Origin of the sequence: Blautia hydrogenotrophica DSM 10507, assembly GCF_034356035.1 — a bacterium.
Lineage (GTDB): Bacteria > Bacillota > Clostridia > Lachnospirales > Lachnospiraceae > Blautia_A > Blautia_A hydrogenotrophica.
Genome location: NZ_CP136423.1, coordinates 566,115 through 590,976 on the forward strand (window position 1 = coordinate 566,115; position 24,862 = coordinate 590,976).

Genomic DNA, 24,862 nt, shown 5'->3' on the forward strand with positions numbered 1-24,862 from the left:
TGATTTTGAAAAAATGAAATCCTTGCTTAAAAAAGGTTGTAGATTTGTTTTTGTGGTAGATACTGTTGCTAATAGCACCACAAATGACTCTGACTATAAAGTTTCTAGCTCTGTAAAAACAAAAGAGGGATACGATTTAATTCTAAAAAACAAAAATTATTACGACGAAGATACACAGACCCAATTTTTGACCAGTACCTATGAATTGTATGACGGAACAATGCTATTGCAATAAGAAACAATGGACTTTCAAACACCTCTACAAACTAGGAGATATGGAAGATATTTGGCATAATATAGGCTTTATAAAAATATAGGTATATTCTTCTTATGCCAAGGAAACTGCAAAAAACAATCAGACAGATGTTCTTGTATGAATGTTCTTTTTGAAATTTCTTGTCTGTACAGAAGAAAGTAAATGTAAATTCAGGAGGAAAAATGAATACCCCCACATTAAAAACAGAAAGACTGATTTTAAGGAAATTTACGGAACAAGATATGGAAGCACTTTTTCTCATTCTTAAAGATGAAGAAGTCAATAAATTTTTACCTTGGTATCCTATGGAAAATATAGAGGAAACAAGGAAGTTTTATGAGAAACGATATGCTGCAAAATATGCACAGCCACAAAGTTATGCATATGCTATCTGTTTAAAAGAAGATAACTTTCCAATAGGTTATATCAAAGTTGATATGGAAGAACACCATGACTTTGGTTATGGTCTGCGTAGGGAGTTCTGGCACAGGGGAATAGTTACAGAAGCAGGAAAAATCGTTGTAGAACAGGTAAAAAAAGATGGGGTTCCGTATATTACGGCAACCCATGACAAAAATAATCCGAGAAGTGGAAATGTAATGAAAAAAGTAGGTATGAAGTACTGCTATTCCTTTGAAGAACAGTGGAAACCGAAAAATTTTCCTGTTATATTCAGAATGTATCAGCTCAATTTTGATGGCAATACAAATTTTGTATATCTTAAATATTGGAATGAGTCTGATAATCATTTTATTGAGGAGTTATAAAATTCCAGTTTATAGAACTAAGAAAATTGACATTTATGGAATAGGAAGTGCATGTATAATGATTAAAAAAATGGTTAAAACAGGTGTATATGCCGCTATTCTTATTTTAACCTTGGCTTTTGTAGGATGTCAAAATAGAAATTCAAAGATTAACCCAAAAAGAGCTGCGGATAATGATATAAATAGTGAATTTGTATATACGCAAAACAATTTAAAAGAACCGATGGAATTAGAAATGTCTACAGATGGAATTGTTACACTAGAAGTAGAAAATCTTGCAAAACCAGATCATACTCTGCCAGAAGAGAAATCTTCTTTTCTTTCTGTCTTGGCAAAGGAAGATACAGATATTTCTGTACAATACACATATAACACTTATGGTAAAGAAGGCGCACTGCTATGTTGTGACTTAAAAGAGAATAATGAAATGGAAACAAAATTAGAGCCCTTATTTTCTACATATTTATCACAATTTTCAGAAGAACACTATAAGGACACATGGCTAACTACAGGTTTGTTTCTGAAGAAAGGAGAAAACATATTTTATTTGAATGGTAAAGACCAGACATTTCCATATTGTATGGCACTTAAAATAACTTTTCTTGAATCAGAAAAAATAGAGAAAGTTATTCTTTATCCAGAAGAAGTGTCATCTTCTGATAAATAACAATTTTAATTTTTATTTAAGAAAATTTAAATCGAACGAATACAGCAAGAGATACTTCTTATAAAAAAGTTCAAAAAAAAGAAACTCAATCACTTGAGATCAGGGAGTGCTTTTATGAAACGTGAATTAGGAATTGCCCGCTGTGGGCTTGCTTGTTGTTTATGCTCTGAAAATGAAACTTGCACTGGCTGCGATTCAGGTCAATGTCCAGATAAGGAGTGGTGTGAAAACAGGAAATGTTCAATTTCTAAAAATGTTGAGTATTGTTATGAGTGCAATGAACATTGCAGAAAAGGACTATTAAGTAAAATAAAACCGTATGCTTTCACGGAATTTGTTAAAAGATATGGTATAAATTGTCTTTTGGACTGTCTTGAGAGAAATGAGAAAAATGGAATAATTTATCACCGTGAAGGAATACATGGAGACTATGACGAGTTTGATGACATAGAAACGTTGATAGAATACATAAAGACTGGGGATAGTTCACTTAAAAATTGTCGAGATTTTCAAACAGCCTCATTGCATAGGAATGATTAGCAGATTATCCTTAACATAGGAGGTGTCAAAAATGGCAAATGAAGATAAAAAAGATTTTAATGCTATGCTGCACGATAATAAGGATATGCCAAAATTTCAAACTATCACAGATCAGAAAAGTATCGAGAAATATGGGGGAAATAAAATGTTTTTTGCCCCGCCAATCGACTATGACCAAGTAATGAAAAAAATCCCGTACGGTAAAGTGATTACTGTTGGGAAAATACGAGAATACTTTGCAAAATTGAACGGTGCAGATTTTACAGAACCGATTACAGCGGGAATTTTCGTTTCTATCGTAGCCTGGGCGAGTGATCAGCGTTCTGAAAATAAAACACCTTATTGGAGAACATTAAAAGCAAATGGAGAACTTAATGCTAAATATCCAGAAGGTATTAAAGTACAAAAGGAGAAATTAGAAGCTGAAGGGCATACCATTATTCAAAAAGGTCGTAAAAATATACGATATTATGTTAAGGACTATGAAAACTCTCTTTTCGATTTGAAATAATAAAATCAACCGATCTGAAAGTAGGAGATACTTCTTAAACGATAATTCAAAAAGACGAAGAATGCGAAAATTTGGATTTTCCGGAAAGGGAGGTTCTTATGGGATTTTGGATTTATATGTTGCTTATGAATTTACTTAATACGTTTACACTGATTGGTTTTGGAAAACATTTCATGAGGAAAGCGCCAAAGGAGATCAATGAAGTATTTGGATATCGGACTCCCATGTCCATGAAAAATAAGGACACATGGGAGTTTGCTCACAAATATTGCGGAAAGATATGGTATTTCTGTGGGGTGATCTCATTGCCGACAACAGTGATACTTATGCTTTTGGTAATCGGAAAAAATATGGAGGTTGTAGGAACTGTAGGAGCGATTATCACGGGAGTACAGCTAGTCTTTTTAATTGGTTCTATTTTTCCAACCGAGATTGCACTGAGAAAAAATTTTGACAAAAATGGGAAAAGAAAGAATGGAAGATCGGGAAATATTATTTGACCATACTGATAAAAGTCATACAACTGAAATGGGAGCAGCATTTCTATGGATTTTAATGGGCTTATTTGTAGTAATTTGATGTTTTCTTATGAGTAGTGAAAGAAGTTCAAATTACCTGAAGTGTGCTGTGTAAAGGGGCAGGGAAGAGATACAGCAGCAGTGTTTGAAGGAACGGAGGAGACATGTCGGAGATAAAATTGTTTGATATTAAAGATGGGGTAAGGCAACTGGTATCATCGGAGGTCTTATTGGAGAGAGAGTTGCAGACCTTGATTGAGAAGAATATGGAGACGCTTTTCGGAGTCCGATTTTTAAAGAGCGAATATTCGATTACCAATGGACGCATGGACAGTATTGGGATTGATGAGAATAACTGTCCTGTTATTTTTGAATATAAACGAAGCAGCAATGAAAATGTGATTAATCAAGGACTGTTTTATCTGGACTGGCTGCTGGACCATAAGGCAGATTTCAAATTGCTGGTAATTGAGAAGATGGGAAGGGAGGCTGCCGAGCTGATAGACTGGTCTGTTCCCTGCGTGATCTGTGTGGCCAATGATTTTACGAAATACGATGTTCATGCGGTAAACCAGATGCAGCGAAACATAAAACTTGTGAAATACAGAAAATATGACAATGAGCTGATTCTGTTTGAATATTTGAATACTCCGGTGGTGCAGCCGATGAATAGAGCAGATGCAGAAGAACAAAGAAGAGGCAATGGACAAAAGACTCATATAGAAAAACTGGCCGCAGCTCCGGCGCCACTCAGAACCTTATACGAGGATATTTGCAATTATATTGAGTCTCTGGGGGATGATATTGTCTCTAATCAGTTGAAATTGTATCTGGCCTACAAGAAAGTTCAAAATCTGGTCTGCATAGAAATCTACAGCAGACAGTTGATTCTCTACCTAAAACTGAATCCGGACACAGTCAATTTGGAGGAAGGTTTTACCCGGGACATGAGAAACATCGGCCACTATGGGACTGGGGACTTGCAGGTGATTGTCAAAAGCTCTGGGGATTTTGAGAAAGCGAAGAAGTTAATTGAGCGGGCATACAGCGAAGCTTGAAGGGGTTAGAATAGCTGAGACGGTTTATGAGCCAGAAACGGGAAGCCGAAGGGGAGACGAGAATGAAAACGGAGAAATTTTATATTGGGAATATTCCAGTCATTGTCTGGGGAGAGTGGTCAGAAAAAGTATATCTGTACGTCCACGGAAAAATGGCAAGGAAAGAGGAAGCAGCGGAGTTTGCCGAGATAGCTAAGAGCAGCGGATGGCAGACAGTTAGCTTTGATCTGCCGGCCCATGGAGAGAGAAAAGATGAGGCTTACCCATGTAATATATGGAATGGAATTTCGGACTTGTGTCAACTGGAAGGCTATGTTTTTTCTTCTTGGAGCAGAGTCTCTCTGTATGCGTGCAGCATAGGAGCATATTTCTGTCTTCATGCGTACGGGGGCAGAACATTTGAAAATTGTCTTTTTCTATCTCCAATTGTGGATATGGAATACTTGATTCAAAATATGTTTTCATGGTTTCATGTGACGGAAGATATGCTCAGAAACAGGGGAGATATCTCTACTCCGATTGAGACTCTTTCTTGGGATTACTATCAGTATGTAAAGAGGAATCCTATAGTGAGGTGGAATTCTTCTACACATATTCTATATGGCGGAAGAGACAATTTGCAGTCCCTGGAAGTGATAAAAACATTTGCCGACCTCAGTCATTCGAAGCTGACGGTATCTCCGAACAGCGAGCACGCATTTATGGAGGCTGCCGATAATACGATAGTGAAAAAGTGGATCGCGGAATGTATTCAGCAAGAAGTAAATGAAATATAAAAACAGCCTCGCATTTCAGCGTAGGACCTTATGACTGTGTATCCTCTTGCACATTAGGGGCCTGTTCTCTGAGTGAGGAAAGCCACGTCTCAATCGTTTGAACCAGAATATATTGCTGCTGAAGGACGGCTAATCCAGTGGCTGGAATCGCTTCAATGCTCTCTTTGGCGTTGAGATTTTCCTCTAGATAAGCCTTTAATGACAAAACATTCTTTTCTATTTCTTCCAGACAAAGTTGCTGTTTTTGGGGAGGTAGGCTGGACAGGTTCACAATGACGGCGTTGAAATCCAAAAAAATACGTATGGGCCTTCCGGCAGTTTCCAGCATAAGCTTTTCAAACTGCTCTTCTCCGCTCAGGGTCAGAGAATAGACCGCTTTTTCCGGCATTTTTCCTTCTTTAACAAGGCAGCTTTTGACATATCCTTTTTTTTCTAGCTGAATGACCTTTTTATAAATAGAGGGGGTACTGATCTTTACCCATTTGGATATATTGCGATATTCCACTAATTTTTGGATATCATAAGCGCTTAAAGATTCTTTTTTTAACATTCCAAGTACAATTAAATCAATTGTGGCCATAAGATTCTCCTTTTTTACAAATTGGGAGTTACATAAATACGTTTTTCATAACTTTATTTTTTAAATACTGGTTGAAAGCATCAAATATACTTTGTGAAATTTGCTTGGGACAGCTCATTATAAGGAGGCTGTGCCCGCCATTTTCTTTATGATATGGCGGGTGAATGTGGCTAAAGGAATTTTGTACAAAACCGCATCTTTCATAAAATTTTTTCCTATGCTTAGAAATATCATCAACAGGCGGGTCAATCTCAAGAAGCAATATTTTGTTTTGTTCCATTAAGAGAGTTAATGCTTTCTGTCCATATTGTTTGTTTCTCATTTCCGGTAAAATACAAAAATGTTCAACATAAATAAAATCTGTGCTCTCCCAATATAAAATCAAGCCAACAAAAACCGCTTTATCATATATCAAACAAAAATGGTATTCGCTATCACTTAAAATTTTTTCTTGCGAACCTTTTTCTCTCTGCTCATGATGCGGAAAACTAATTTGGTACAATTTTAATGCCGTGTCATACATAGTGTGTGATAGATCTGTGATACGCGTAAAATGCACTTTTATCTTCTCCTTTAAATTCTGAATTTGCTGATTTTTTCCAATAAATCACTTTGCACTTTCTACTACAAATTTTATACTTCCTTTTGCTTTTTCTCCTGTTACAGTTACTGTATATGTTCCACTTTCTTCTGCCTCAACATCAAATTCTGATGAATAGAAAATACTTTCACTTTCAGCGACAGGTTCATCATCATCTTTCTGAATTTTATATGATAAAAGTCCATCCTCAATTACAATTTCTACATGAATAATATCTCCGGCTTCAACAACGAAATCTTGAGTATCAGTAGTATTAAACGCGGTATATTCCATAATTAGTTGATTGTTGTTTCCTGTTCTGCTTCCATTGAAGTCTGGTGAACAAGCCGTTAGTGATGTGATAAGAAACAGAACACTAAAAATGTCTATAACTTTTTTCATGATTTTTCCTCTTAAATCTCCAATTTCCGTGTTCTGCGAAAATGGGATTTGTTTGGTATTATCGTAAGCCTGTATAAATTATAAAAACACCTGATAAAAATACCAAGAAAGCAACAATTTCTATACGAAAATCAAAGCATTTAAAAACCTCATTTCCATATTTTTCATTCTTAAACACAAAGATTTCTTTTCCAATCTTCTTCTTTCCCAATGATAAAAATAAACAACCATGTGCAGTATAATATTTTTTATTCTTAATCTTTACTATATAAGCATGCTTTTTCACATTAACACCACCCACTGAATAACCTGCATATTGATCTACAATGCCGACTATTTTTCCTTTGCATTTTTCACCAGCGAGAACAACCCTGTATTTTAGATATAGAACTAATAACGATGTGACTATAAGAATACTCCCTAAAATCCACATTTCATATACTCCTTATAATTAAGTTTTTGCTCATTAAATTTCGATTTTAAAACTAGGATTTATCGTTTAGCATTTCTTATTTTTTTGATATTGTAATTCATCAAGTGCCTGCCTAAATTTCTATACAGAAAGGCTTCAAAAATTGATATTTCTTGATGATGTTCTTGAAGTAAATCATCTGGGCAATCATAAATTCCAAAGTCGTGGTTAATGCCTTCGCTTTGAATATAGGTATTATTTATAGAAAAATCAATTACTGGATTACGCAAATCTTTAACAGCGACACCATATCCCCAAAAAGTACCCTTACGAGTAGAATTTATGTTTTGTATCTGTGAAAGATATTTTTTGTCCAAAATAAATGCTTCAAGCTCATACCAAACCCCGTCCAAATAAACTTCTACCCAACTGTGAAAAATATTTTTAGGTGCTTTTTTATATACGATATCAGTCATTGTACCTTTTTGTAACTTTTTATCAATCGTAAACCCATGCATACGACAAGGAACATCTACACCACGGAGCAACGCCATAAACAGGGTGCCTTTGGTATTACATTGTCTATATCCCTCAGCCAAAACTCTTGATGCTGGAATACTATCATCAACATTATAACCAAATAAAATTTCATCACGAACAAAATTGTATATTTGTTTAATGCGATTATATACTTCAACACCTTTCCAGTGTCTATTACTTATCAACTTTTGTATATTTGGTGTTGAAAAATCCAACATAGGCGTTTCTCTCAAATATTGCTTCAGAGATCTTTACGACCTCTCAAATTACGATTTTCTTAGTTCTACAAACTGAAATTTGTCAATCATATTTTTCAATATTTATTGTAGCAATCGCTGATTGATTAGGTTCTCCTGTTTTTAAGTCTTGTGGGCCAGGGACTAACATCATAAATCCGTCTTTCCCATATCGTTTTTCATAACCTTGTGCATATTCTTCCTCAACGGAAATGTGCGGTACTTGTCCGATCATCATTGCGGTAATACCTGCGCCGCTTAAATCCAGCGTTTCTTTCAAAGTACACTCCATATTTATAAACGCTTCTTGTATCATTGGAGCATGAATGGTCTTGGCATTTATAAGTGCAAATTTCCCTACAGAAAATTCGTCAGCTTCGTAGTTGTTATGGTTAATGGTATCAATCAACTTATCATAATAACTTATAGGAAGAAAATTGATACAAAAGCACTTTTCCCTTTGGATATTTGCATAAGTATGGGTGTGCTGATAAAGGTTTCCCATAACAGCAAAGAAAGCTATCTTATCGCCATGAAAACAACTCCATGCGTGAAAGCATACGTTAGGCTTTCCGTTCTCTTTCCATGTGATAATTGCAAGTAAAACGGTCGGTATTCTTGCTGTCGTTTCAAAATGAGAGAATAGTTTAAATTCTTCCGGATATGAGGGTATAAAACACTGTGGGAAATCTTTTCCTATCTCTATTTTCATTATCACATCTCCCGCAAGAATTTCAATTTATCTTTATCACATTATATCATGATCTTGTATCAGCGTCATTTCTTTTATGTTTTTGAAAACTTGGAGACTAGCTTTGTAAAAGAAGGTGTTCTGCATTGCTTGTACACCAAGTCCGTGGGAAGCCATACGTAGATATTCCTTTTCTTGACAATTACTATAAATTATAGTAGTATAGACAATGCACTATAATACTATAATTTATAGTATTATAAAAAAGAGTAATTACTAAAGGAAGGGAGAGAGGTAGATGAGTAGAAAAACTAAAAAAACAGATTTATTGGGAGTGGTGCCGATCAAGATGGCACTTTTAGCCATGGGAGTGCCGACAATGGTCGGTATGCTAATTAACGTTCTGTATAATTTAGCAGATGCGTATTTTGTCGGGAATCTCGGCACCGAGCAGATGGGGGCAATTTCGATTGCATTTCCACTGGGACAGGCGATTGTGGGGCTGGGATTGTTGTTCGGGAGCGGAGCGGCTTCCTATATTTCCAGGCTATTGGGAAACGGGGAGAGGGAGAAGGCAGGAAGAGTCGCCAGCACCGCTCTGTATGGAAGCATTTTTGTAGGAATCCTAGTAATAGCGAGTGTTTTGGCCTTTTTGCCTTCTGTATTGAAATGCTTGGGTGCGACGGAGACAATACTCCCGTATGCGGTGGACTATTCTAGGATTTATGTGGCAATGTCAGTGTTTAATGTGTTTAATGTCATGATGAACAGTATTGTGACCAGTGAAGGTTCTGCGAAGATGACTATGTTCGCGCTGCTGGCTGGGGCAGTATTCAACGTAGTTTTAGATCCAATTTTTATTTATTCTTTTCATCTGGGGGTAACCGGAGCTGCCGTGGCCACTGGGATTTCACAGATTTTCACTTCTTTGATCTATGTGAATTATATACTCCAAAAGAAGAGTCTCTTCACTTTCAGCATTAAAGAGTGTGATTTCTCAAAGAAAATTGCGGCAGAAATCTTTAAAATAGGGGTTCCGACTATGGTCTTTCAGTTACTGACAAGCTTGGCTTCTGTACTGATTAATATGCAGTCCCGGGAATTTGGTGATTCTGTGATCGCTGGTATGGGCGCAGCCACTAGAATCATTTCCATGGGGAGTTTGATGGTGTTTGGTTTTATGAAAGGGTTCCAACCAATCGCAGGATACAGTTATGGGGCAGGAGACTATTCTCGGCTGAGGGAAGCTGTGAGAACAGCGATTTTGTGGTCAACGGTGTTTTGCGTGGCTTTCGGGGCATTATTGGTGATTTTTCCGGCAGTGATTGTCTCCTGCTTTACAGCAGGGGATATGGAAATGATTCACGTGGGAAGCTGTGCACTCCGGGCAAATGGTATTTCGTTCTTGCTGTTTGGTTTTTATACGGTGTATTCCTCACTTTATTTAGCACTGGGGAGAGCTGGGAAAGGGTTTGTGTTGGGGGCGTGCAGGCAGGGGATTTGTTTCATTCCTTTGATTTTTGTACTCCCGGTGTTTATGGGGGAAAATGGAATTCTGTATGCACAGCCTGTGGCGGATGTGCTCGCGGCAGGAGTTGCCTTGTTTGCGGCAATTGAATTTCGAAAGGATCTGAATTATAGATGGAAAGAGGGGAGGGAGAAGAATAGAAAATAAGAAGAAAATCTCTGTCATTTCCCTCGGCCTACAGTTATGTTTTTTGCAGACCGAGGGATAGTATTTCAAATTCGGTTGATATGCGGTTCTTACTCGCGGAAGAGAAATCTCCGAGCATTTTTTCCGAGAAGCTTTTCAAAATCATCTTCTGTGAGAAAATCACAGTGACGTGTGATGTATTCCAGAGATTGAGAATACGTGCACTGGAGCATCACCGTCGGAAAATCACTTCCCCACATGATGCGGTCCATACCTACAGTTTCTTTTACTGTTTTTAAAATTTTCTGGGGCCGATCGAAAGGATATTCATCACTGTGATCGAACACAGGCATTCCGGCGATATCAAAGTACAGATTCTCAGTATTGATCTCAAGGAGTGAAAGTGTTCTCTGTAGCTGGGGATATGGGTATTCCTGTTCCAGATCCCAAAGCCTGGAAACCCCAAGATGGCAAAGCATTAATTTTAGATCTGGATATCTCTTTACGACGTTTCGCATTCGATCAATGTTGAAATCGTAGGGACCATTTCCCCATCCCAGGTCAATAGCGGCAATGGCATCATTTTCGAGAAGTTTTCTCCATAGAAAATCGTATTCAGGCGCATCCATGACAAAGGGAACGTCTGGGATTTCCATTTTGATTCCAATGCAATGATAATTCTGAATTAAGGTGTCAATTTCTTCGGAAACGGAATCGATTTTTCGGGGATCCAGCATTCCGAAACCACGGAATTTTGCAGGAGATTTTCTGACTATATTGCTTACGTAGTCTCTTTGATCTCCATAACAGGGATTCTGCAGAATAACGGCTCTGTCGACACCTGCGATGTCCATATAGCCTTGCAAAACCTCTAAATGCACATTGTAATCTTGATATTCAGGCGGTATAAACTGAAATTCTTCACCATTTTGTCGTACACGTCCATTTCCAATTTTTTCAACTGGCGTATCTCCAAAACGTTCTCCTTTAAACTCTTTCCATACATGCGCATGGGCATCAATAACTTCATATTTTCTGTTATTTAAGGTGATCATAAGCTATACTCCTTTACTATGTAAAAAACAGTTAAGTATAACAAGCGAGATAATCATTCCTACTTGGAGTCTGCTGAATTTAAATGAAAGAATTTTATTTCTTCTTCCACTCGATTCAAATGATAGACCAGGGCCTCTACAGCTTTTTCTTTTGATTCTTCCAGGATATAGTGCAGGATATCCATATGTTCTTTTTTGGCGACTTCCGCATAAGCATTTCCGGTATAATTACCAAGGCTGAAAAGGCAATTCATATCTTCGTATTGTTTGATAAGAAATGAATTTTCCGAAATGGTGACCATTGTTTTATGCAGTTCCTGATCAAGAGGAATCATTTTGGACAAATCATCGTATTCTGTATCAGCGAAATGATTGTACAGATTTCTTATGTTTGTCTTATCAATTCGGCTGAAATATTTATTTAAGCAATAAACTTCATACATTGCGCGTGTATCGTTGATTTCGATTAAATCTTTCTCTGAAAATTTTCGTACATAATACCCCACACGCTGTTTTGTGACGACAAGCCCCTGAACAGTAAGCTGCTGCAGTGCATTTCGAACAGGCATAACACTGGTATTGTATTTATTAGCGATTGCTTTACAATCGATTCGCTCACCAGCTTTAATTTGTTGTTCGAGTATCATCCTTTTAAGAATGTCAAACATTTGCTTGTTAACACTATCAGATATAAGCAACTTAAAAACCTCCAGTACATTTTATTATCTGTTATAAACAGATTTCAGATATCAAATAACTACCATTAAGGAGATTATACACTTTTTTGTCAAAAACTGTCAATATAAATTGTGAAAAATGTTCAATTTTTGCAAAATAGACAGATTTTTATTGACAAATTGGAAAATATCAAGTTATGATTGGGACAAGCAACAATCTGAAATAACAGATTACAGATTTCAAATCTACTATTTCAAATTACAATGTGCTGTTAAAAGATGTTGTGAAAGTAACCGTGTGGCTGTAGAAATATTGAGAGAGAAGGAAAGGAGAAAACTATGAAGAAAAAAATATCTCTGATTTTGGCCATTGTACTTGCAGGAAGTTTGTTAGCGGGATGTGGTTCGTCGAGAACGGAAAATGAAGGAACTCAGGAAGACACTGCAAAAGAGACAGAAAACACGGACAGCAAAGAAAATACAGTATCGGAAGGAGACTCTTTTCTCATAGGCGTGGCATCGCCCAATAATAAAGTCCCGTATTTTTCGAAACTGGTAGAGGGAATGACCGATCTGCAGGAAGAATTAAATGTAGAATTGGATGTTCAGGATGCACAGGATGACACAAATACACAGATTAATCAGATACAGACATTTATTGCAGAAGGATGTGATTTGATTATCATGATGCCGGTACAATTGGAGTCTTTGATTCCCATTGCTATGGAGTGTAATGAGGCTGAGATTCCTATTATGACTGTGGATCGAAAATTATCTGCATCCGATCCCAAGGATGTGGGAGTCGATTTGATCACACATGTGGGGTGTGATGATGTGGAAGGTGGGCGTAAACAAGGAGAACTGGTTCATCAGCTTTTGGGAGATGAAGGGTCAATTGCATTGATTCAAGGAACCCTAGGTGCTTCTTCGCAGGTTCTGCGCCAGCAGGGCCTTGAGGAGTATCTAAGTGAAAATGCACCAGGTATTGAAATTGTAGCTGCACAGAATTCAGATCAGGATCAATCTCAGGCAATTACAGTTACCCAGAATTTCCTGACACGTTTTGCAAAGGGCGAGATCGATGCCATTGTGGCACAGGACCCATACTCAGCACTTGGAGCAGTCGATGCTATAAAATCAGCTTCTAGAGATGAGCTTCTCGGGACGGTAATTGGATATGATCTTCCCAGTGAAGTGTTGGATTCCATCAAGGCAAAAGATATGTATGGTTCTACACTGCAGGCTCCATATGATATGGGAGCATTGACTTTACAGGTGGCATATCAGTGTCTGACAGAAGGCAGTGAAGAGATTGAAGCCAATACCTATACAGAAATACCTGTGGTCTACATTGAAAACGCAAGGGAATATGATCCAGCTTGGTGAAAGACAAAACAAAAAGAGAAAGGGTGATCAGGGATGCGGGAAAGTATAGCAATATCAAGTAAGAAGTTGAAATCATCAGACAAAAAAGCGATCACCATGTTATTGATTATGATTGTTATGATTGTGATCAGCATGATTATCTCCCCTACCTTTCGTTCAACCACAAATTTGCTAAATATTCTGAATCAGAATGCAATTTATGGTGTCATGGCTTTCGGGATGGGCGTATGTATTCTTACAGGTGCCATTGATTTGTCAGCAGGATCTGTTGCAGCTCTCGCCGGTGTGGTGGCGACACCTTTGTTTCGGGACTATGGATTGGCGGCAGGACTCATCGGAGGTTTAGGAATTGGAGCTTTGATAGGATTGGTTAACGGAGTTCTGGTGATGAAAGTGAAGGTTACATATTTTGTGACTACTTTAGGAATGATGTCAGTGGCGCGCGGAGCAGTTTTTATTATTACCAACGGGATACCTATTCAAGGTGTCCCGAGGGAATACAATGTTATAGGTATGGGAAAGATTGCGGGTTCGATTCCTACAGCGGCTCTGATTTGGTTTTTATGTGGAATTGCGATGTATTTAATTTTAAAATTCACGCGGTTTGGACAGCAGATTTACGCTGTAGGAGGTAGTGAGCGGGCTGCCTGGCTGTCTGGAGTGAACACAGACCGGATACGTATAGCCGCTTTTACAATCTGTGGTTTTTTCAGCGCACTGGGAGGTCTTTTATTGAATACGCGTGTGTTGATGGCAACTTCGGATGCTGCTGACGGATATGAGCTTACTGTGATTGCAGCTTGCATTATAGGGGGAATTTCCATGGATGGAGGCGAAGGAAATATCCTGAGTACAATAGTGGGAACCATCATTATGGGACTGATACTGAATATGCTGCAACTGTTGGGAATATCTAGTTTTTGGACAGATGCAGTTACGGGAGCTATTATTATCGGTGCCGTAGCCATCGACAGTCTTTCCAGTAAGAAACGAGAGTAGCAAAGGGGGGAGGCATTTTGAACAATGAGCTAGCATTGGAGATGAAGCACATCACAAAAAAATTTGGCAGTGTTCGGGTTTTGGACCAGGTGAATTTTGATCTTCGAGCAGGAAAAACACATGCTTTGGTGGGGGCGAATGGAGCTGGAAAATCCACGTTAATGAAGATTATTGACGGAATCTATGTGGGGTATGAAGGAGAAGTCCTGATCAGAGGGAAAAAGGTAAAATTCAAAGATCCCATGGATGCGCAGAGTGCCGGAATTGCCATGATTCATCAGGAATTAGATCTTGTAGTCAATCTGGACGTGGCCAGTAATATCTATATGGGACGCGAAATGACGTCTGGCAGGATTGGACATATTCTGAAACGAAAAGAAATGCAAAAAGAAACTCAGAAGTTTTTGGATAATTTGGGTTTTGATCTTCGGGCAGATGAGATTACAGGAGATTTATCGCCTGCTCAGCAGCAGCTGGTATTAATAGCGAGATGTGTTGCGATGGATGCTTCGATCATTATTATGGATGAACCAACCTCTTCCCTTTCGTTTAAAGAAACAGAAGAATTGTTTCGAGTGATTGATCGTTTGAAAAAGTTGGGGAAAAGTATTATATACATCTCCCATTTTCTAGAAGAAGTTTTTCGTGTGTCAGACAGAATCACAGTATTAAGAGACGGACAGAAGATCAATACACTTAATTCAGAGGAATGTAGTGTTCAAAGAATTGTAGATTTGATGGTAGGGGAAAACAAAAATATTGAGAAGAAATTTTATCGAAATATGATTTTTGGACAAACGGTTTTGGAGGTGAAAAATTATACGGGTTATGGGACTGCGGTCCAGAATATCTCGTTTGCTGTGGGTAAAGGGGAGGTTGTGGGGATTGCAGGCGTGGTAGGATCCGGAAGGACGGAATTAGTTCGAACAATTTTCGGGGCAGATCGAAAAAGAGAAGGAGAGCTTTTGCTGCACGGCAGTAAGATTTCCGTAAAAAGTCCGGCGGAGGCAGTGAGACTGGGGATTGTGCTAGTTCCGGAAGACCGGAAAGCAGAAGGTATTATAAGGAAAAGGAGTGTAGGGGATAACCTGGTGGTAGCAGCATACAAATTGTGTTCGAAGTTGGGAATCATTCAATATGAAAAACTTCGTCAGAGGGCGGCAAACATGATGGACTATATGCATGTAGTTGCAAGGGGACAAGAACAGGAGATCGAGACTTTGAGCGGCGGTAATCAACAGAAAATAGTTATTGGAAAATGGCTGACGATCTCTCCGGAAGTTTTGATTATGGATCAGCCCACACGGGGCATTGATGTAGGGGCAAAAGATGAAATTTATGAACTGATTAATCAGCTGGCAGAGGAAGGAACGGCTATCCTTCTGATCTCAGATGAACTGGAAGAGCTAATAAATTTGAGCGATCGGATTTTAGTTATGAAAAAAGGACAATTTGTAGAAGAATTTGATAATTCAAAGAGAAGTGTGGTAAAAACTCAATTACTTGAGGCGATGGTAGGATGAAAATTGATAGAGGAGGTAGGATAAATGTCTAAAAAGTTTTCAATGATTCCAGTGGATGTTGAGCCTGTAGAGACCAAGTACCGCAGAATTCAAACACAAATTCCCACACCGGAAGCAGCGAAGTATTTTGAGCTGGCAGAGAAATACGAACCCGTTTCTATGCAAGGGCAACCCCCGATTCTATGGGATCATGCCAAGGGGGTGAATGTGTATGACAGAGAAGGAAATTGCTGGCTTGACTTTTCTTCCGGGGTGGTAGTGGCAAATTCCGGACACTGTAATTCAAAAGTTCAGGAGGCGATCATAGAGACAGCGGAGAATGGTCTTTTACATTCTTATTGTTTTTTGACGAAGCAGAGAGGAGAACTAGAAGCATACATATCAAATATGGTACCAATACCAGATAATCGGGTTTTTCTTTTGAGTACTGGGGCAGAAACTACAGAGTGTGCAGTAAAACTGGCCAGAACATATGGGATTCAGAAAGGGGGAAAAGAGAAGATAACCATTATTGGGTTCCAGAATGCTTTCCATGGGAGAACGTTAGGTTCCCAGATGGCTGGTGGCTCAGAAGGCGGGAAGGAATGGATTGTGAATAAAGATGCGGATATGCAGCAGGTTCCCTTTCCTAATGCTTTTCTGTATGACTGGGCGGACGAGGAGAATCCGCTGTATTCAGATGAAGCGTGTTTTGATGAGTTTTTAAATGCTTTGAAGGTGCGGGGCATAAAACCGAATCAAATTGCGGGTATTATGACTGAGACATTTCAAGGAGGCTGGGTTCAGTTGATGCCAAAAGGGTTTGTCAAGAAGTTGAGAGAGTTTTGTACGGAACATGACATTCTGTTGATTTTTGATGAAGTGCAGGCAGGTTTTGGGCGTACAGGAAAACTTTTTGGATTTCTGCACTATGAGGTGACTCCAGATTTGATTTGTTGCGGGAAAGGGATTAGCAGTTCTCTTCCATTGTCATGTGTTATAGGAAGAAGTGATGTGATGAATCTGTATGGGCCAAATGAGATGACCAGTACCCATTCGGGAAATCCCGTCTGTTCCGCAGCAGCATTGGCAAATCTCCATTATATTGTCGAACAGGATTTAGCCGGAAATGCAAAGAAAATGGGGAATCTTTGTGAAAGGCTTTTGCGAGAATTGCAGAGGAAACATGAAGATGTCATTGGACGTGTAAATGGCGTAGGTCTAGTCTGGGGCATCATATTTACGAAAACAAAGACAAAACAGATGGATTGTGATTTTGCGCATGATGTGGTGGAAGCGGCATTCAGAAAAGGACTCCTATTTTTTGCACCAGTAGGAAGTGGAGCGACAATTAAGGTGTGTCCACCGTTAATCATAGAAGAGGAAGCTTTGAGAGAAGGAATTTCCGTGTTAGATGAAGCGATTCAGTGTGCAAAGGATAGTCGAAAATAACAGGAATGTGAATCAGGGAAACACCTTTTGGGTGTTTCCCACAATTATATAAGGAGAATTTGCCATGGAGCTTTTAAGTTATAAGAGATTGAAAGAACTTGGATATGATGATGCGAAAAACAGAGATGTTCCAGAAAAGATTCTTCAATTTGGAGAAGGGAATTTTTTGCGAGGATTCGTGGAAGATTTTGTAGATCAGTTAAATCAGAAAACGGATTTTTGTGGGAAAATTGTAATGGTTCAGCCAATTATGCAAGGATCGAGTGATAAGATTAATGCACAGGATGGTTTGTATACGCTCTATCTCAGAGGAATCCAGGACGGAAGAAAAATCAATGAAAGACGAATTATTCAAAGTGTCCAAAGATGTATTGATCCCTACAGAGAGTGGGAAAGTTTTTTGGAATGTGCCAAGAATGAAGAGCTGGAATTTATTGTTACAAACACTACGGAACAGGGAATTAGATACGATCCTGCATGTGAGTTTGGAGATTGTCCTCAGAGTAGTTTTCCGGGAAAACTTACTCGCTTTCTATATGAAAGATTTCTAGTCACTGCGGGAGATCTAGAAAAAGGATTTCAGATTCTTTCCTGTGAGTTGATTGAAAATAATGGGACGGAATTAAAAAAGTGCGTACTGGCTTATGCGAAGCAGTGGGGACTTTCTCAGAAATTTATTCGATGGATTGAGGAGGCAAACACGTTTTGTAATACTTTGGTAGATCGAATTGTGACGGGATATCCAATGGGTGAGAGTGAACGATTGAACAGGGAAAATGGGTATGAAGATAAGCTGATAGACACAGCAGAGGTTTTTGGCTTTTGGGTAATTGAGGGACCGGAGTCATTGAATGAAAAATTGAAGCTGGACGAAGTAAATTTGCCTATTCATATCTGTAGGGACCATATTCCTTATAAAAAGCGAAAAGTTCGAATTCTGAATGGGGCACATACTTCCATGGTAATGGCTGCTTATTTGATGGGATATGAGATCGTTCGGGACTGTATGGAAGATGGACTGATTTGCCGATACGTGGAGGAGTTTTTGTCTACAGAAGTGATTCCTACGATTGATTTACCGAGAGAGGATTTGCAGAATTTTTCTATAGCAGTTATAGAACGGTTTAAAAATCCATTTATCGATCACCGGTTATTGGCAATTTCATTGAACAGTGTGTCAAAATGGAGGACGAGAGTCCTGCCCACAGTGCTGGAATTCCAGAAGAGGTTTGGGTATGTACCGTTGATTGCCGTTTTTTCATTTGCGGCACTTTTGCAATTTTATCGAGGAGATCTTATAATGGAAGGAAAGATTCGAGCTTATCGGGAAGGGACTCCTTATTATGTCTGTGACAGTGAAGATATCTTGGGATTTTTTTCTCAAAATAGTTCGAAGAGTATGGAAGATTATGCGTATCAGATTGCAAAAAGCTCCTGGTTATGGGGGAGGGATTTGTCGCTGATTCCAGGTTTTTTGCCGTTGGTGGTGAAGAGTTTGGAGAAGATCTGTGATCGGGGAATGAGAGGTGCGATGGATTGGATTTTAGAAAACAAGCAAAGAGAGTGATTCAGATTCAAAGCGGGGACAACGTGGCCGTGGCTTTGGAAAATCTGGAACGGCATGAAAAAGTGCTACTTGATGGCCAATATGTGATTCTGCAGGAGAAAGTTTTGCAGGGACATAAGTTTGCAATAAAAGAAATCCGGGCTGGAGAAGAGATAGTGAAATATGGCTATCCGATCGGAGTAGCAAAAGTAAATATTTCTTCTGGACAGTGGATACATACTCACAATATGCGGACAAAACTTGATGAAAATAAAAGTTATGAATATTGTCCAGCTTTTGAGGCTAAAACGGTGGGAAAGCAGGAATTTTTTCAAGGATATTTGCGAACAGATGGGAGCGTGGGAACACGTAATGAGATATGGATTGTGCCCACAGTGGGTTGCGTAAATTCCATTGCAAATAAGATCAGAGATTTGACGGAGCACTGTGCAGAGGGGAGAGTAGATGGAATTCGAGTCTTTTCACATCCTTATGGGTGTAGTCAAATGGGAGAAGATCATAAAAACTTGCAGAAAGCATTGGCGGCATTGGTGAGACATCCGAATGCAGGAGCTGCTTTGGTATTGGGACTCGGATGCGAAAATAACAATATCGGTGAATTTCAGAAAGTTCTGGGAGATTACGATACCCGGAGAGTTTTCTTTTTGGAATGCCAAGCAGTTCAGGACGAAATTCAGCAGGGTGCGGAGCTGGTAAAGAAACTCATTTCCTATGCGGCTGGCTTCAAACGAAGCTTGGTTCCTATCTCAAAATTGGTTGTAGGATTGAAGTGCGGAGGTAGTGATGGACTATCTGGGTTAACCGCGAATCCTTTGGTGGGAAGATTTTCAGACCATCTGGTTGCATGTGGGGGGACTAGTATTCTCACGGAAGTTCCAGAAATGTTTGGAGCGGAGACCATACTGATGAACCGTTGCCAGGATCAACAGACTTTCCAAAATACTGTGGAATTAATCCAAAACTTTAAGAAGTACTATACAGATCATGGACAGGTGGTGTATGAAAACCCATCACCGGGAAACAAAATGGGGGGAATTACAACACTGGAAGATAAAAGTCTTGGATGTATTCAAAAAGGTGGAGGTAGTAAGGTCGCAGATGTCCTGCAATATACGGAGAGAGTGAAACAAAACGGGTTGAATTTACTGCAGGGGCCGGGTAATGACATCGTGTCCACATCTGCCCTTGTGATGTCAGGAGCACAGTTAATTCTATTTACCACAGGGAGGGGGAATCCTATGGGTGCGGGGGTTCCAACGATAAAAATCGCTTCCAATTCGGGATTGAGCCAATTTAAAGAAAACTGGATTGATTTTAATGCAGGAAGCTGTCTGGAACAAGTACAGGTGCGAGATCTGGACACAGAGTTTTTTCAGTATGTGGTACAGGTGGCAGAGGGGAGAAAAACGAAATCGGAGAAAGCTGGGTTTTTCGAGTTTACACTTTGGAAACAAGGGGTTACCTTGTAGGAAATGCCAAATATTATAGCAGTGATAAAAGCATATCAGTACTATTTTATTTTTTATTCTAAATTTTACCTGCCAACTGCTTTTAAAAGTAATCTGCCCCCTGTCAGGCAGGCACCGATCAGGCAAATGGCGACTAAAATCAGGTAGACATGCCGCATACCATAGATAAACACATCATCACGGCCGGCAATATAGTCGGTTACTTTATAGCCTGCTTTGTTACTCATGAAAGAGTATAACAAAGTGGTGGATAATGTAATTCCAACAGTCTGACCTAAATTTCTCACCAGAGAGTTTACGCTGCCGACTATGCCGAGCTTACTTTTGGGACATGTTGACATAATCAGAGCATTGTTGGCAGGCTGAAAAATGGCCTGCCCGGCCGCCATTGTGGAGACAAATACCGCAAAAAAGATAACAGACGATGTTTCCATCAGCTGTGACATTAAGAAGAATCCAAGACTTAGTATCAGCAGACCGACAAAGATCACTTTTTCCGGATTTCTTTTATCAGAAATGCCCCCGAATACCGGAGAACAGACAGCTAGAATCAGAGGAGGCAGCATCATGAAGAAACCAGCGCAAAAAGGGCTTAATCCCAAAGCATTTTGCAGATAAAAGGGGATTAAGATACTCGAAGAGGCTATACAGATGAAAGAGGTCAGTGCACAGCCTAAATTCGCTGAAAATTTGATACTTTTGAATATTTTTACGTCCAAGAGCGGTTCATTCTTCTTCTTTTCTACGTAAACGAAAATAATACCTAAAATAATGGAGGCGGTAATGCCTGCTGTGATATATGGATGGAATATGCTTATTTGCTGGGACAAAATAAGGGAACCAAAAAACAATAGCGTTGTCATAAATTGCAGGATGGAACCGGCTATATCTAATTTTTCCTGTTTTTTTCTCCCTCTAGGCAAAAATTTTATCCCCAGTAAAAAGACAATCATGCCAAATGGAACATTGACATAGAAAATGTAATTCCAATGAAAAACGGATAAGATCATCCCTCCGACAGACGGGCCTACCATGTTTCCAATCGCGACGGCAGTTACTAGAATCCCCAACGCTTTTCCACGACTTTCCCTTGGAAATAATTCGGTGATAATTCCATGGTTATTGGCCATATAGGCAGAGGCGCCTATGCCCTGTAAAAAGCGGCATGCTATCAGCATGGCAAAGGAAGTGCTCAGTCCGCACAACAGGGAAGCGAGTGTGAAAAGAATTGTCCCGATGTGAAATATACGGGACTTACCGATGATATCTCCTAATCGTCCAAAGAACAATATAGTTGAGCATATAATCATGGAATAACTGGCAGCTACCCACTCAATGGAAGAGATGGGTACGCTTAACTGATGGGAGAGCACTGGCAGCGCAACGTTTACAATACTTGAGTCTAAGGTAGCCATAAAAGTCATTGCGATTACCACAATTAGGACAATATTGTTGGATTTGTTATCAGTTTTATATGATTTACCGTTCATACTTTTTCTCCTTTTTAGTACTTATGTGGAAGAGTGAAAGGACTCGTGTGGAAGCTTTCGACATCCTAATAATAGACATGTCTTAGGATGTATTCAACAACTGGATTGCTGTTTATTAGTACAATTTTGATATAAGAAAAGTATGTACACATCTGTACCTGTCACACGTAACGTGAAAAGACGTAAAATTTATTCTTTACGACTGTGAGTAGCCTTTGTATACTGAGAGTATGAAAAATAGAGATAATTATTTTAACAGAGAAGGTCAAGAAAGTTTTGTGGATATTTTTGAGAAGGATGACATAAAAAACGGGCAGAATTTTCCACGACATTGGCACGAGCATCTGCAAATATACTATTTTATCAGGGGGACAGCAAAACTAGAGTGCGGGAAAAACTGCTTTGAGGTTCAGGAGGGAGATTTAGCAGTTGTGAACTGCAACGAATTACATTATTTGGAAAGTACTTCGGATAATCTGGTTTTTTACACAATAAGAGTTGAGCCCGCGTTTTTGTACAGTAATCATGAAGACTTGCTGCAAGCAAAATATTTGGCCCCGATCACTTTAAATAGAATTGAATTTCACAATTTCATAGCTGGTGATACAGAGCTCTTGGAAATAGTGAAAAAAGTTCTGGAAGAATATTATAACAAACAAATCGGTTACGAGCTGGCTGTAAAGGGAGGTATATATTTTTTAATTGTCAGACTGCTGAGATGTCATGTCCAGCATATCTTGACACAGACAGAGTTAGAAGAAAGAGAGCATACATTACTAAGATTTAAGCCAGTATTTGAAATGATAGAGAGTAATTACTGTGAAAAGATAACATTGTCTCAATTAGCGGAGACGATCGGTTTTAGCGTTCACCATTTCTGCCGTACCTTTAAGCAACTGACCGGAAAAACAACTACCGATTATATGAATCATATCCGTTTGGACAAAGCCGTTTATTATCTAAAGCAATCGGATTGCAATATTACGGAAATCGCATTAAAATGTGGGTTTGAGAATATCAACTATTTCAGCAGGGTTTTTAAAAAATATTACTCGGTATCTCCCACTCAATATCGAAAGTTAAATAAACTTAATACAGGTTTTTGATTATTTTTCAAAAGCCCGCAAAGGCTTAATTTATGGTCTTTGCGGGCTTTTTACGTGAAGAAGTAATCATGAATCGCACGCTCCGCTGTGGTTCATGCTAGACGCGCTCCATCGGTACACAGCACCACTTGACGGGAAATAGACAGCAAACGGCAATGCCGTGAGCTAACTGCGGCACCACACCAGATAGAGGAAAGGGGTAAACTTCTTGGACGAAATCCAATTCCGCTTACTTGTGGAATTTTACTTATTTATCTTGGGGGGATATTCGTGACAAAACACTTTACGGAATCGTTTATGTGTAAGTAACAAGACCTTTTGGAGACGGTTTCTGGTGAGGAAATATACTTGCTAAAAAATATAGAAGGTGATAAAATGAACATATAAATAAAATGTTCATTTTATCAGATGGGGAGAAGGCTCCCGCCTCTATAGGCGGTGAACGAGAAATTAATACCAGTGGCGGGTGTTAATCTTCTGTCTGATAAACGCTCCGCGAGGATGCGCAGGGATTCGGGGATGAATGGCGTCGGTTAATTCCGACTCGAGTCCCGTGCCGAGACTTGCGAGCCAGTCTTGAACAGAAAGTGAGAGAGTATGCCTAAAATTTTTTCGGACGCAAAGAAACAGTTTTTATATAAAAGCATAAAACAAAATTGTATTGATTTAATGTGTAAAAAAGGCTACAAACAGCTCAACATCAGAGAATTGGCGAAAATTACTGGGATATCAACTGGTACATTTTATAATTTTTATGATTCAAAAGAGGCTCTAATTTTGTCGATTATGGAGGATGCGCAGCGTGACTTGGAGAATCGTTTTTGGAAACTTTTAGAATGCAACAGGAAAATAACAAAGGCTGAATTTATAGACTTGTACAGCTTCTTTTTTTTAAGAGATAAAAAAAATATTTTTCGATATTTATCAAGGGATGATTTAACTGCGATTCTTTTGCGGGCAGAAAAAAAGCAGTCTTTTGACGCGATAAAGATTTCTATGGAAAAAAATATAAAATACATAGACAAACCCAAGAAAAATATAAACTTTCATGCCGTTATAAATTTTACACAGCTTATTCATCTTTGCATTGAAAACAGTGATTTATTGGTCAAAGAAGAAATAGAGAATACGGTAAAAAAGTTGTTGGAAAATCTTGCAGACGAGATTTTTGAGGAGGAGTCATAGATGAAATTTCACGAATTTGGAAATAGAGCAAATCCGCACATTATGATGATTCATGGAGGTGGAAACGCCTGGTGGAATTATTTAAGACAGGCAAGAGCTTTATCAGAAGATTACCATGTTATTTTACCGACTTTAGACGGGCATGGGGAGGAACATCATACAGAATATGTGTCTACGACGGACAGCGCGCAAAAGCTGATCTCATACATAGACGAAAATTGCGGCGGACATCTTTTTATGCTCTGTGGAGTATCTTTAGGCGGACAGATCGTGATAGAAATGCTTTCTCTTAGGGGAGATATTTCTCAGAAAGCGATGATTGACGGGAGTATTTGTTATCCGCAGCCTAAAACAGAAAGATTTTGTACTGCTGTGGTACGTCTTTTGGGAGGAGTAATGTTTAGCAGGGTTTCTTGCAGATGCCAGATGCTTTTCCTGCGTCTGTTTCCTAAAATGAGGTTTCCAAAAGAACTAGAAGACTATTACATTCAGGATATTCCTTTGCTGAGAAAGACTACCCTTTACAACATGTACCGTACATATATGGCGGAGTATCAGTTAAAGGAAGACATTTCCAAGACCAATGCACAGATTCTGTACTGCTATGGCTCAAGGGAAATGAAATGTGTAAAAAGATCCGCCCAGTTATTGAAGGAAAAAGTTCCCTCGTGCCGGATATACGAAGCAAAAGGATACAATCACGGAGAACTGGCGATTTATCGGCCAAATGAATGGTTAAAATTCGTTGAACCGTTTTTAAACACGTGAGTTGGATAACCAATATTT

At 39.0% G+C, this 24,862-nt stretch carries 26 protein-coding genes; 17 read left to right on the forward strand and 9 right to left on the reverse strand.

Features of this window, described 5'->3' with window-relative positions; all coding sequences use genetic code 11:
• The first annotated feature begins 438 nt into the window (after nucleotides 1-438).
• The 7 genes from BLHYD_RS02680 (at nucleotide 439) to BLHYD_RS02710 (ending at nucleotide 5,093) form a co-directional block, all read left to right on the forward strand.
• Nucleotides 439-1,023, forward strand: a complete 585-nt coding sequence (locus BLHYD_RS02680; RefSeq protein WP_005947420.1) for a GNAT family N-acetyltransferase — start codon at nucleotides 439-441, stop codon at nucleotides 1,021-1,023.
• Between the two features lie 58 nt (nucleotides 1,024-1,081).
• Nucleotides 1,082-1,690 carry a hypothetical protein gene (locus tag BLHYD_RS02685; protein WP_040350448.1) on the forward strand — a complete coding sequence of 203 codons (609 nt, stop codon included), beginning with the start codon at nucleotides 1,082-1,084 and terminating at the stop codon, nucleotides 1,688-1,690.
• 114 nt (nucleotides 1,691-1,804) lie between these two features.
• Nucleotides 1,805-2,230 (forward strand): DUF3795 domain-containing protein, encoded by a 426-nt coding sequence (locus BLHYD_RS02690; RefSeq protein ID WP_021844264.1) that lies wholly within the window; start codon nucleotides 1,805-1,807, stop codon nucleotides 2,228-2,230.
• Nucleotides 2,231-2,261: 31 nt separating this feature from the next.
• Nucleotides 2,262-2,741 carry an MGMT family protein gene (locus tag BLHYD_RS02695; protein WP_005947426.1) on the forward strand — a complete coding sequence of 160 codons (480 nt, stop codon included), beginning with the start codon at nucleotides 2,262-2,264 and terminating at the stop codon, nucleotides 2,739-2,741.
• Nucleotides 2,742-2,839: 98 nt separating this feature from the next.
• The gene (locus BLHYD_RS02700; protein WP_005947428.1) at nucleotides 2,840-3,241 is read left to right on the forward strand and encodes an SdpI family protein; all 402 of its coding nucleotides are present in this window, start codon (nucleotides 2,840-2,842) and stop codon (nucleotides 3,239-3,241) included.
• A gap of 182 nt (nucleotides 3,242-3,423) precedes the next feature.
• Nucleotides 3,424-4,317 carry a DUF5655 domain-containing protein gene (locus tag BLHYD_RS02705; protein ID WP_005947429.1) on the forward strand — a complete coding sequence of 298 codons (894 nt, stop codon included), beginning with the start codon at nucleotides 3,424-3,426 and terminating at the stop codon, nucleotides 4,315-4,317.
• Between the two features lie 62 nt (nucleotides 4,318-4,379).
• Nucleotides 4,380-5,093: an alpha/beta hydrolase gene (locus tag BLHYD_RS02710; RefSeq protein ID WP_040350513.1), complete on the forward strand. Its 714-nt coding sequence runs from the start codon at nucleotides 4,380-4,382 to the stop codon at nucleotides 5,091-5,093.
• Between the two features lie 28 nt (nucleotides 5,094-5,121).
• On the opposite strand, the gene BLHYD_RS02715 is transcribed toward BLHYD_RS02710, so the two are convergent.
• From BLHYD_RS02715 to BLHYD_RS02740, 6 genes are all read right to left on the reverse strand, one after another.
• A complete protein-coding gene (locus BLHYD_RS02715; protein WP_005947433.1) occupies nucleotides 5,122-5,673 on the reverse strand; it encodes a PadR family transcriptional regulator in 552 nt (183 codons plus the stop codon).
• Between the two features lie 28 nt (nucleotides 5,674-5,701).
• On the reverse strand, nucleotides 5,702-6,232 hold the full coding sequence (locus tag BLHYD_RS02720) for a GNAT family N-acetyltransferase (RefSeq protein ID WP_040350449.1): 531 nt from the start codon (nucleotides 6,230-6,232) through the stop codon (nucleotides 5,702-5,704).
• A 48-nt stretch (nucleotides 6,233-6,280) separates the two neighbouring features.
• A complete protein-coding gene (locus tag BLHYD_RS02725; RefSeq protein ID WP_005947437.1) occupies nucleotides 6,281-6,655 on the reverse strand; it encodes a hypothetical protein in 375 nt (124 codons plus the stop codon).
• 58 nt (nucleotides 6,656-6,713) lie between these two features.
• Nucleotides 6,714-7,088 (reverse strand): hypothetical protein, encoded by a 375-nt coding sequence (locus BLHYD_RS02730; protein WP_005947439.1) that lies wholly within the window; start codon nucleotides 7,086-7,088, stop codon nucleotides 6,714-6,716.
• A gap of 59 nt (nucleotides 7,089-7,147) precedes the next feature.
• The gene (locus tag BLHYD_RS02735) at nucleotides 7,148-7,825 is read right to left on the reverse strand and encodes a transglutaminase-like domain-containing protein (protein WP_005947441.1); all 678 of its coding nucleotides are present in this window, start codon (nucleotides 7,823-7,825) and stop codon (nucleotides 7,148-7,150) included.
• 82 nt (nucleotides 7,826-7,907) lie between these two features.
• Entirely contained in the window at nucleotides 7,908-8,555 is a 648-nt protein-coding gene (locus BLHYD_RS02740) for a flavin reductase family protein (RefSeq protein WP_005947442.1), read from the reverse strand.
• Between the two features lie 277 nt (nucleotides 8,556-8,832).
• Here BLHYD_RS02740 and BLHYD_RS02745 point away from each other — a divergent pair, with 277 nt between their 5' ends.
• Complete coding sequence (locus BLHYD_RS02745) at nucleotides 8,833-10,209, forward strand: MATE family efflux transporter (RefSeq protein ID WP_005947446.1); 1,377 nt, start codon at nucleotides 8,833-8,835, stop codon at nucleotides 10,207-10,209.
• A gap of 89 nt (nucleotides 10,210-10,298) precedes the next feature.
• Here the strand turns inward: BLHYD_RS02745 and BLHYD_RS02750 are convergent, their stop codons facing one another.
• Together BLHYD_RS02750 and BLHYD_RS02755 are read right to left on the reverse strand one after the other, a co-directional pair.
• Nucleotides 10,299-11,243: an amidohydrolase family protein gene (locus BLHYD_RS02750; protein ID WP_005947448.1), complete on the reverse strand. Its 945-nt coding sequence runs from the start codon at nucleotides 11,241-11,243 to the stop codon at nucleotides 10,299-10,301.
• 59 nt (nucleotides 11,244-11,302) lie between these two features.
• Nucleotides 11,303-11,941: a GntR family transcriptional regulator gene (locus BLHYD_RS02755; protein WP_040350450.1), complete on the reverse strand. Its 639-nt coding sequence runs from the start codon at nucleotides 11,939-11,941 to the stop codon at nucleotides 11,303-11,305.
• Nucleotides 11,942-12,259: 318 nt separating this feature from the next.
• Here BLHYD_RS02755 and BLHYD_RS02760 point away from each other — a divergent pair, with 318 nt between their 5' ends.
• The 6 genes from BLHYD_RS02760 to BLHYD_RS02785 all read left to right on the forward strand — a co-directional run bounded on the left by BLHYD_RS02760 (nucleotide 12,260) and on the right by BLHYD_RS02785 (nucleotide 20,295).
• Nucleotides 12,260-13,306: a sugar ABC transporter substrate-binding protein gene (locus tag BLHYD_RS02760; RefSeq protein ID WP_005947452.1), complete on the forward strand. Its 1,047-nt coding sequence runs from the start codon at nucleotides 12,260-12,262 to the stop codon at nucleotides 13,304-13,306.
• Nucleotides 13,307-13,339: 33 nt separating this feature from the next.
• Entirely contained in the window at nucleotides 13,340-14,305 is a 966-nt protein-coding gene (locus BLHYD_RS02765) for an ABC transporter permease (protein WP_005947453.1), read from the forward strand.
• Nucleotides 14,306-14,322: 17 nt separating this feature from the next.
• Nucleotides 14,323-15,828: a sugar ABC transporter ATP-binding protein gene (locus BLHYD_RS02770; protein ID WP_050769869.1), complete on the forward strand. Its 1,506-nt coding sequence runs from the start codon at nucleotides 14,323-14,325 to the stop codon at nucleotides 15,826-15,828.
• A gap of 24 nt (nucleotides 15,829-15,852) precedes the next feature.
• Nucleotides 15,853-17,259: an aspartate aminotransferase family protein gene (locus tag BLHYD_RS02775; protein ID WP_005947457.1), complete on the forward strand. Its 1,407-nt coding sequence runs from the start codon at nucleotides 15,853-15,855 to the stop codon at nucleotides 17,257-17,259.
• Between the two features lie 64 nt (nucleotides 17,260-17,323).
• The gene (locus tag BLHYD_RS02780) at nucleotides 17,324-18,826 is read left to right on the forward strand and encodes a tagaturonate reductase (RefSeq protein ID WP_005947459.1); all 1,503 of its coding nucleotides are present in this window, start codon (nucleotides 17,324-17,326) and stop codon (nucleotides 18,824-18,826) included.
• Nucleotides 18,796-20,295: a UxaA family hydrolase gene (locus BLHYD_RS02785; RefSeq protein WP_050769870.1), complete on the forward strand. Its 1,500-nt coding sequence runs from the start codon at nucleotides 18,796-18,798 to the stop codon at nucleotides 20,293-20,295. Before BLHYD_RS02780 ends, BLHYD_RS02785 begins: the two co-directional genes overlap by 31 nt.
• Before the next feature lie 65 nt (nucleotides 20,296-20,360).
• On the opposite strand, the gene BLHYD_RS02790 is transcribed toward BLHYD_RS02785, so the two are convergent.
• On the reverse strand, nucleotides 20,361-21,785 hold the full coding sequence (locus tag BLHYD_RS02790) for an MFS transporter (protein WP_005947463.1): 1,425 nt from the start codon (nucleotides 21,783-21,785) through the stop codon (nucleotides 20,361-20,363).
• Between the two features lie 230 nt (nucleotides 21,786-22,015).
• Between BLHYD_RS02790 and BLHYD_RS02795 the strand changes: the two genes are divergently transcribed.
• The 3 genes from BLHYD_RS02795 (at nucleotide 22,016) to BLHYD_RS02805 (ending at nucleotide 24,844) form a co-directional block, all read left to right on the forward strand.
• Nucleotides 22,016-22,891 (forward strand): AraC family transcriptional regulator, encoded by an 876-nt coding sequence (locus BLHYD_RS02795; protein ID WP_005947465.1) that lies wholly within the window; start codon nucleotides 22,016-22,018, stop codon nucleotides 22,889-22,891.
• A 597-nt stretch (nucleotides 22,892-23,488) separates the two neighbouring features.
• A complete protein-coding gene (locus tag BLHYD_RS02800; protein WP_005947467.1) occupies nucleotides 23,489-24,076 on the forward strand; it encodes a TetR/AcrR family transcriptional regulator in 588 nt (195 codons plus the stop codon).
• On the forward strand, nucleotides 24,077-24,844 hold the full coding sequence (locus BLHYD_RS02805) for an alpha/beta fold hydrolase (protein WP_005947468.1): 768 nt from the start codon (nucleotides 24,077-24,079) through the stop codon (nucleotides 24,842-24,844).
• The last annotated feature ends 18 nt before the right edge of the window (nucleotides 24,845-24,862 follow it).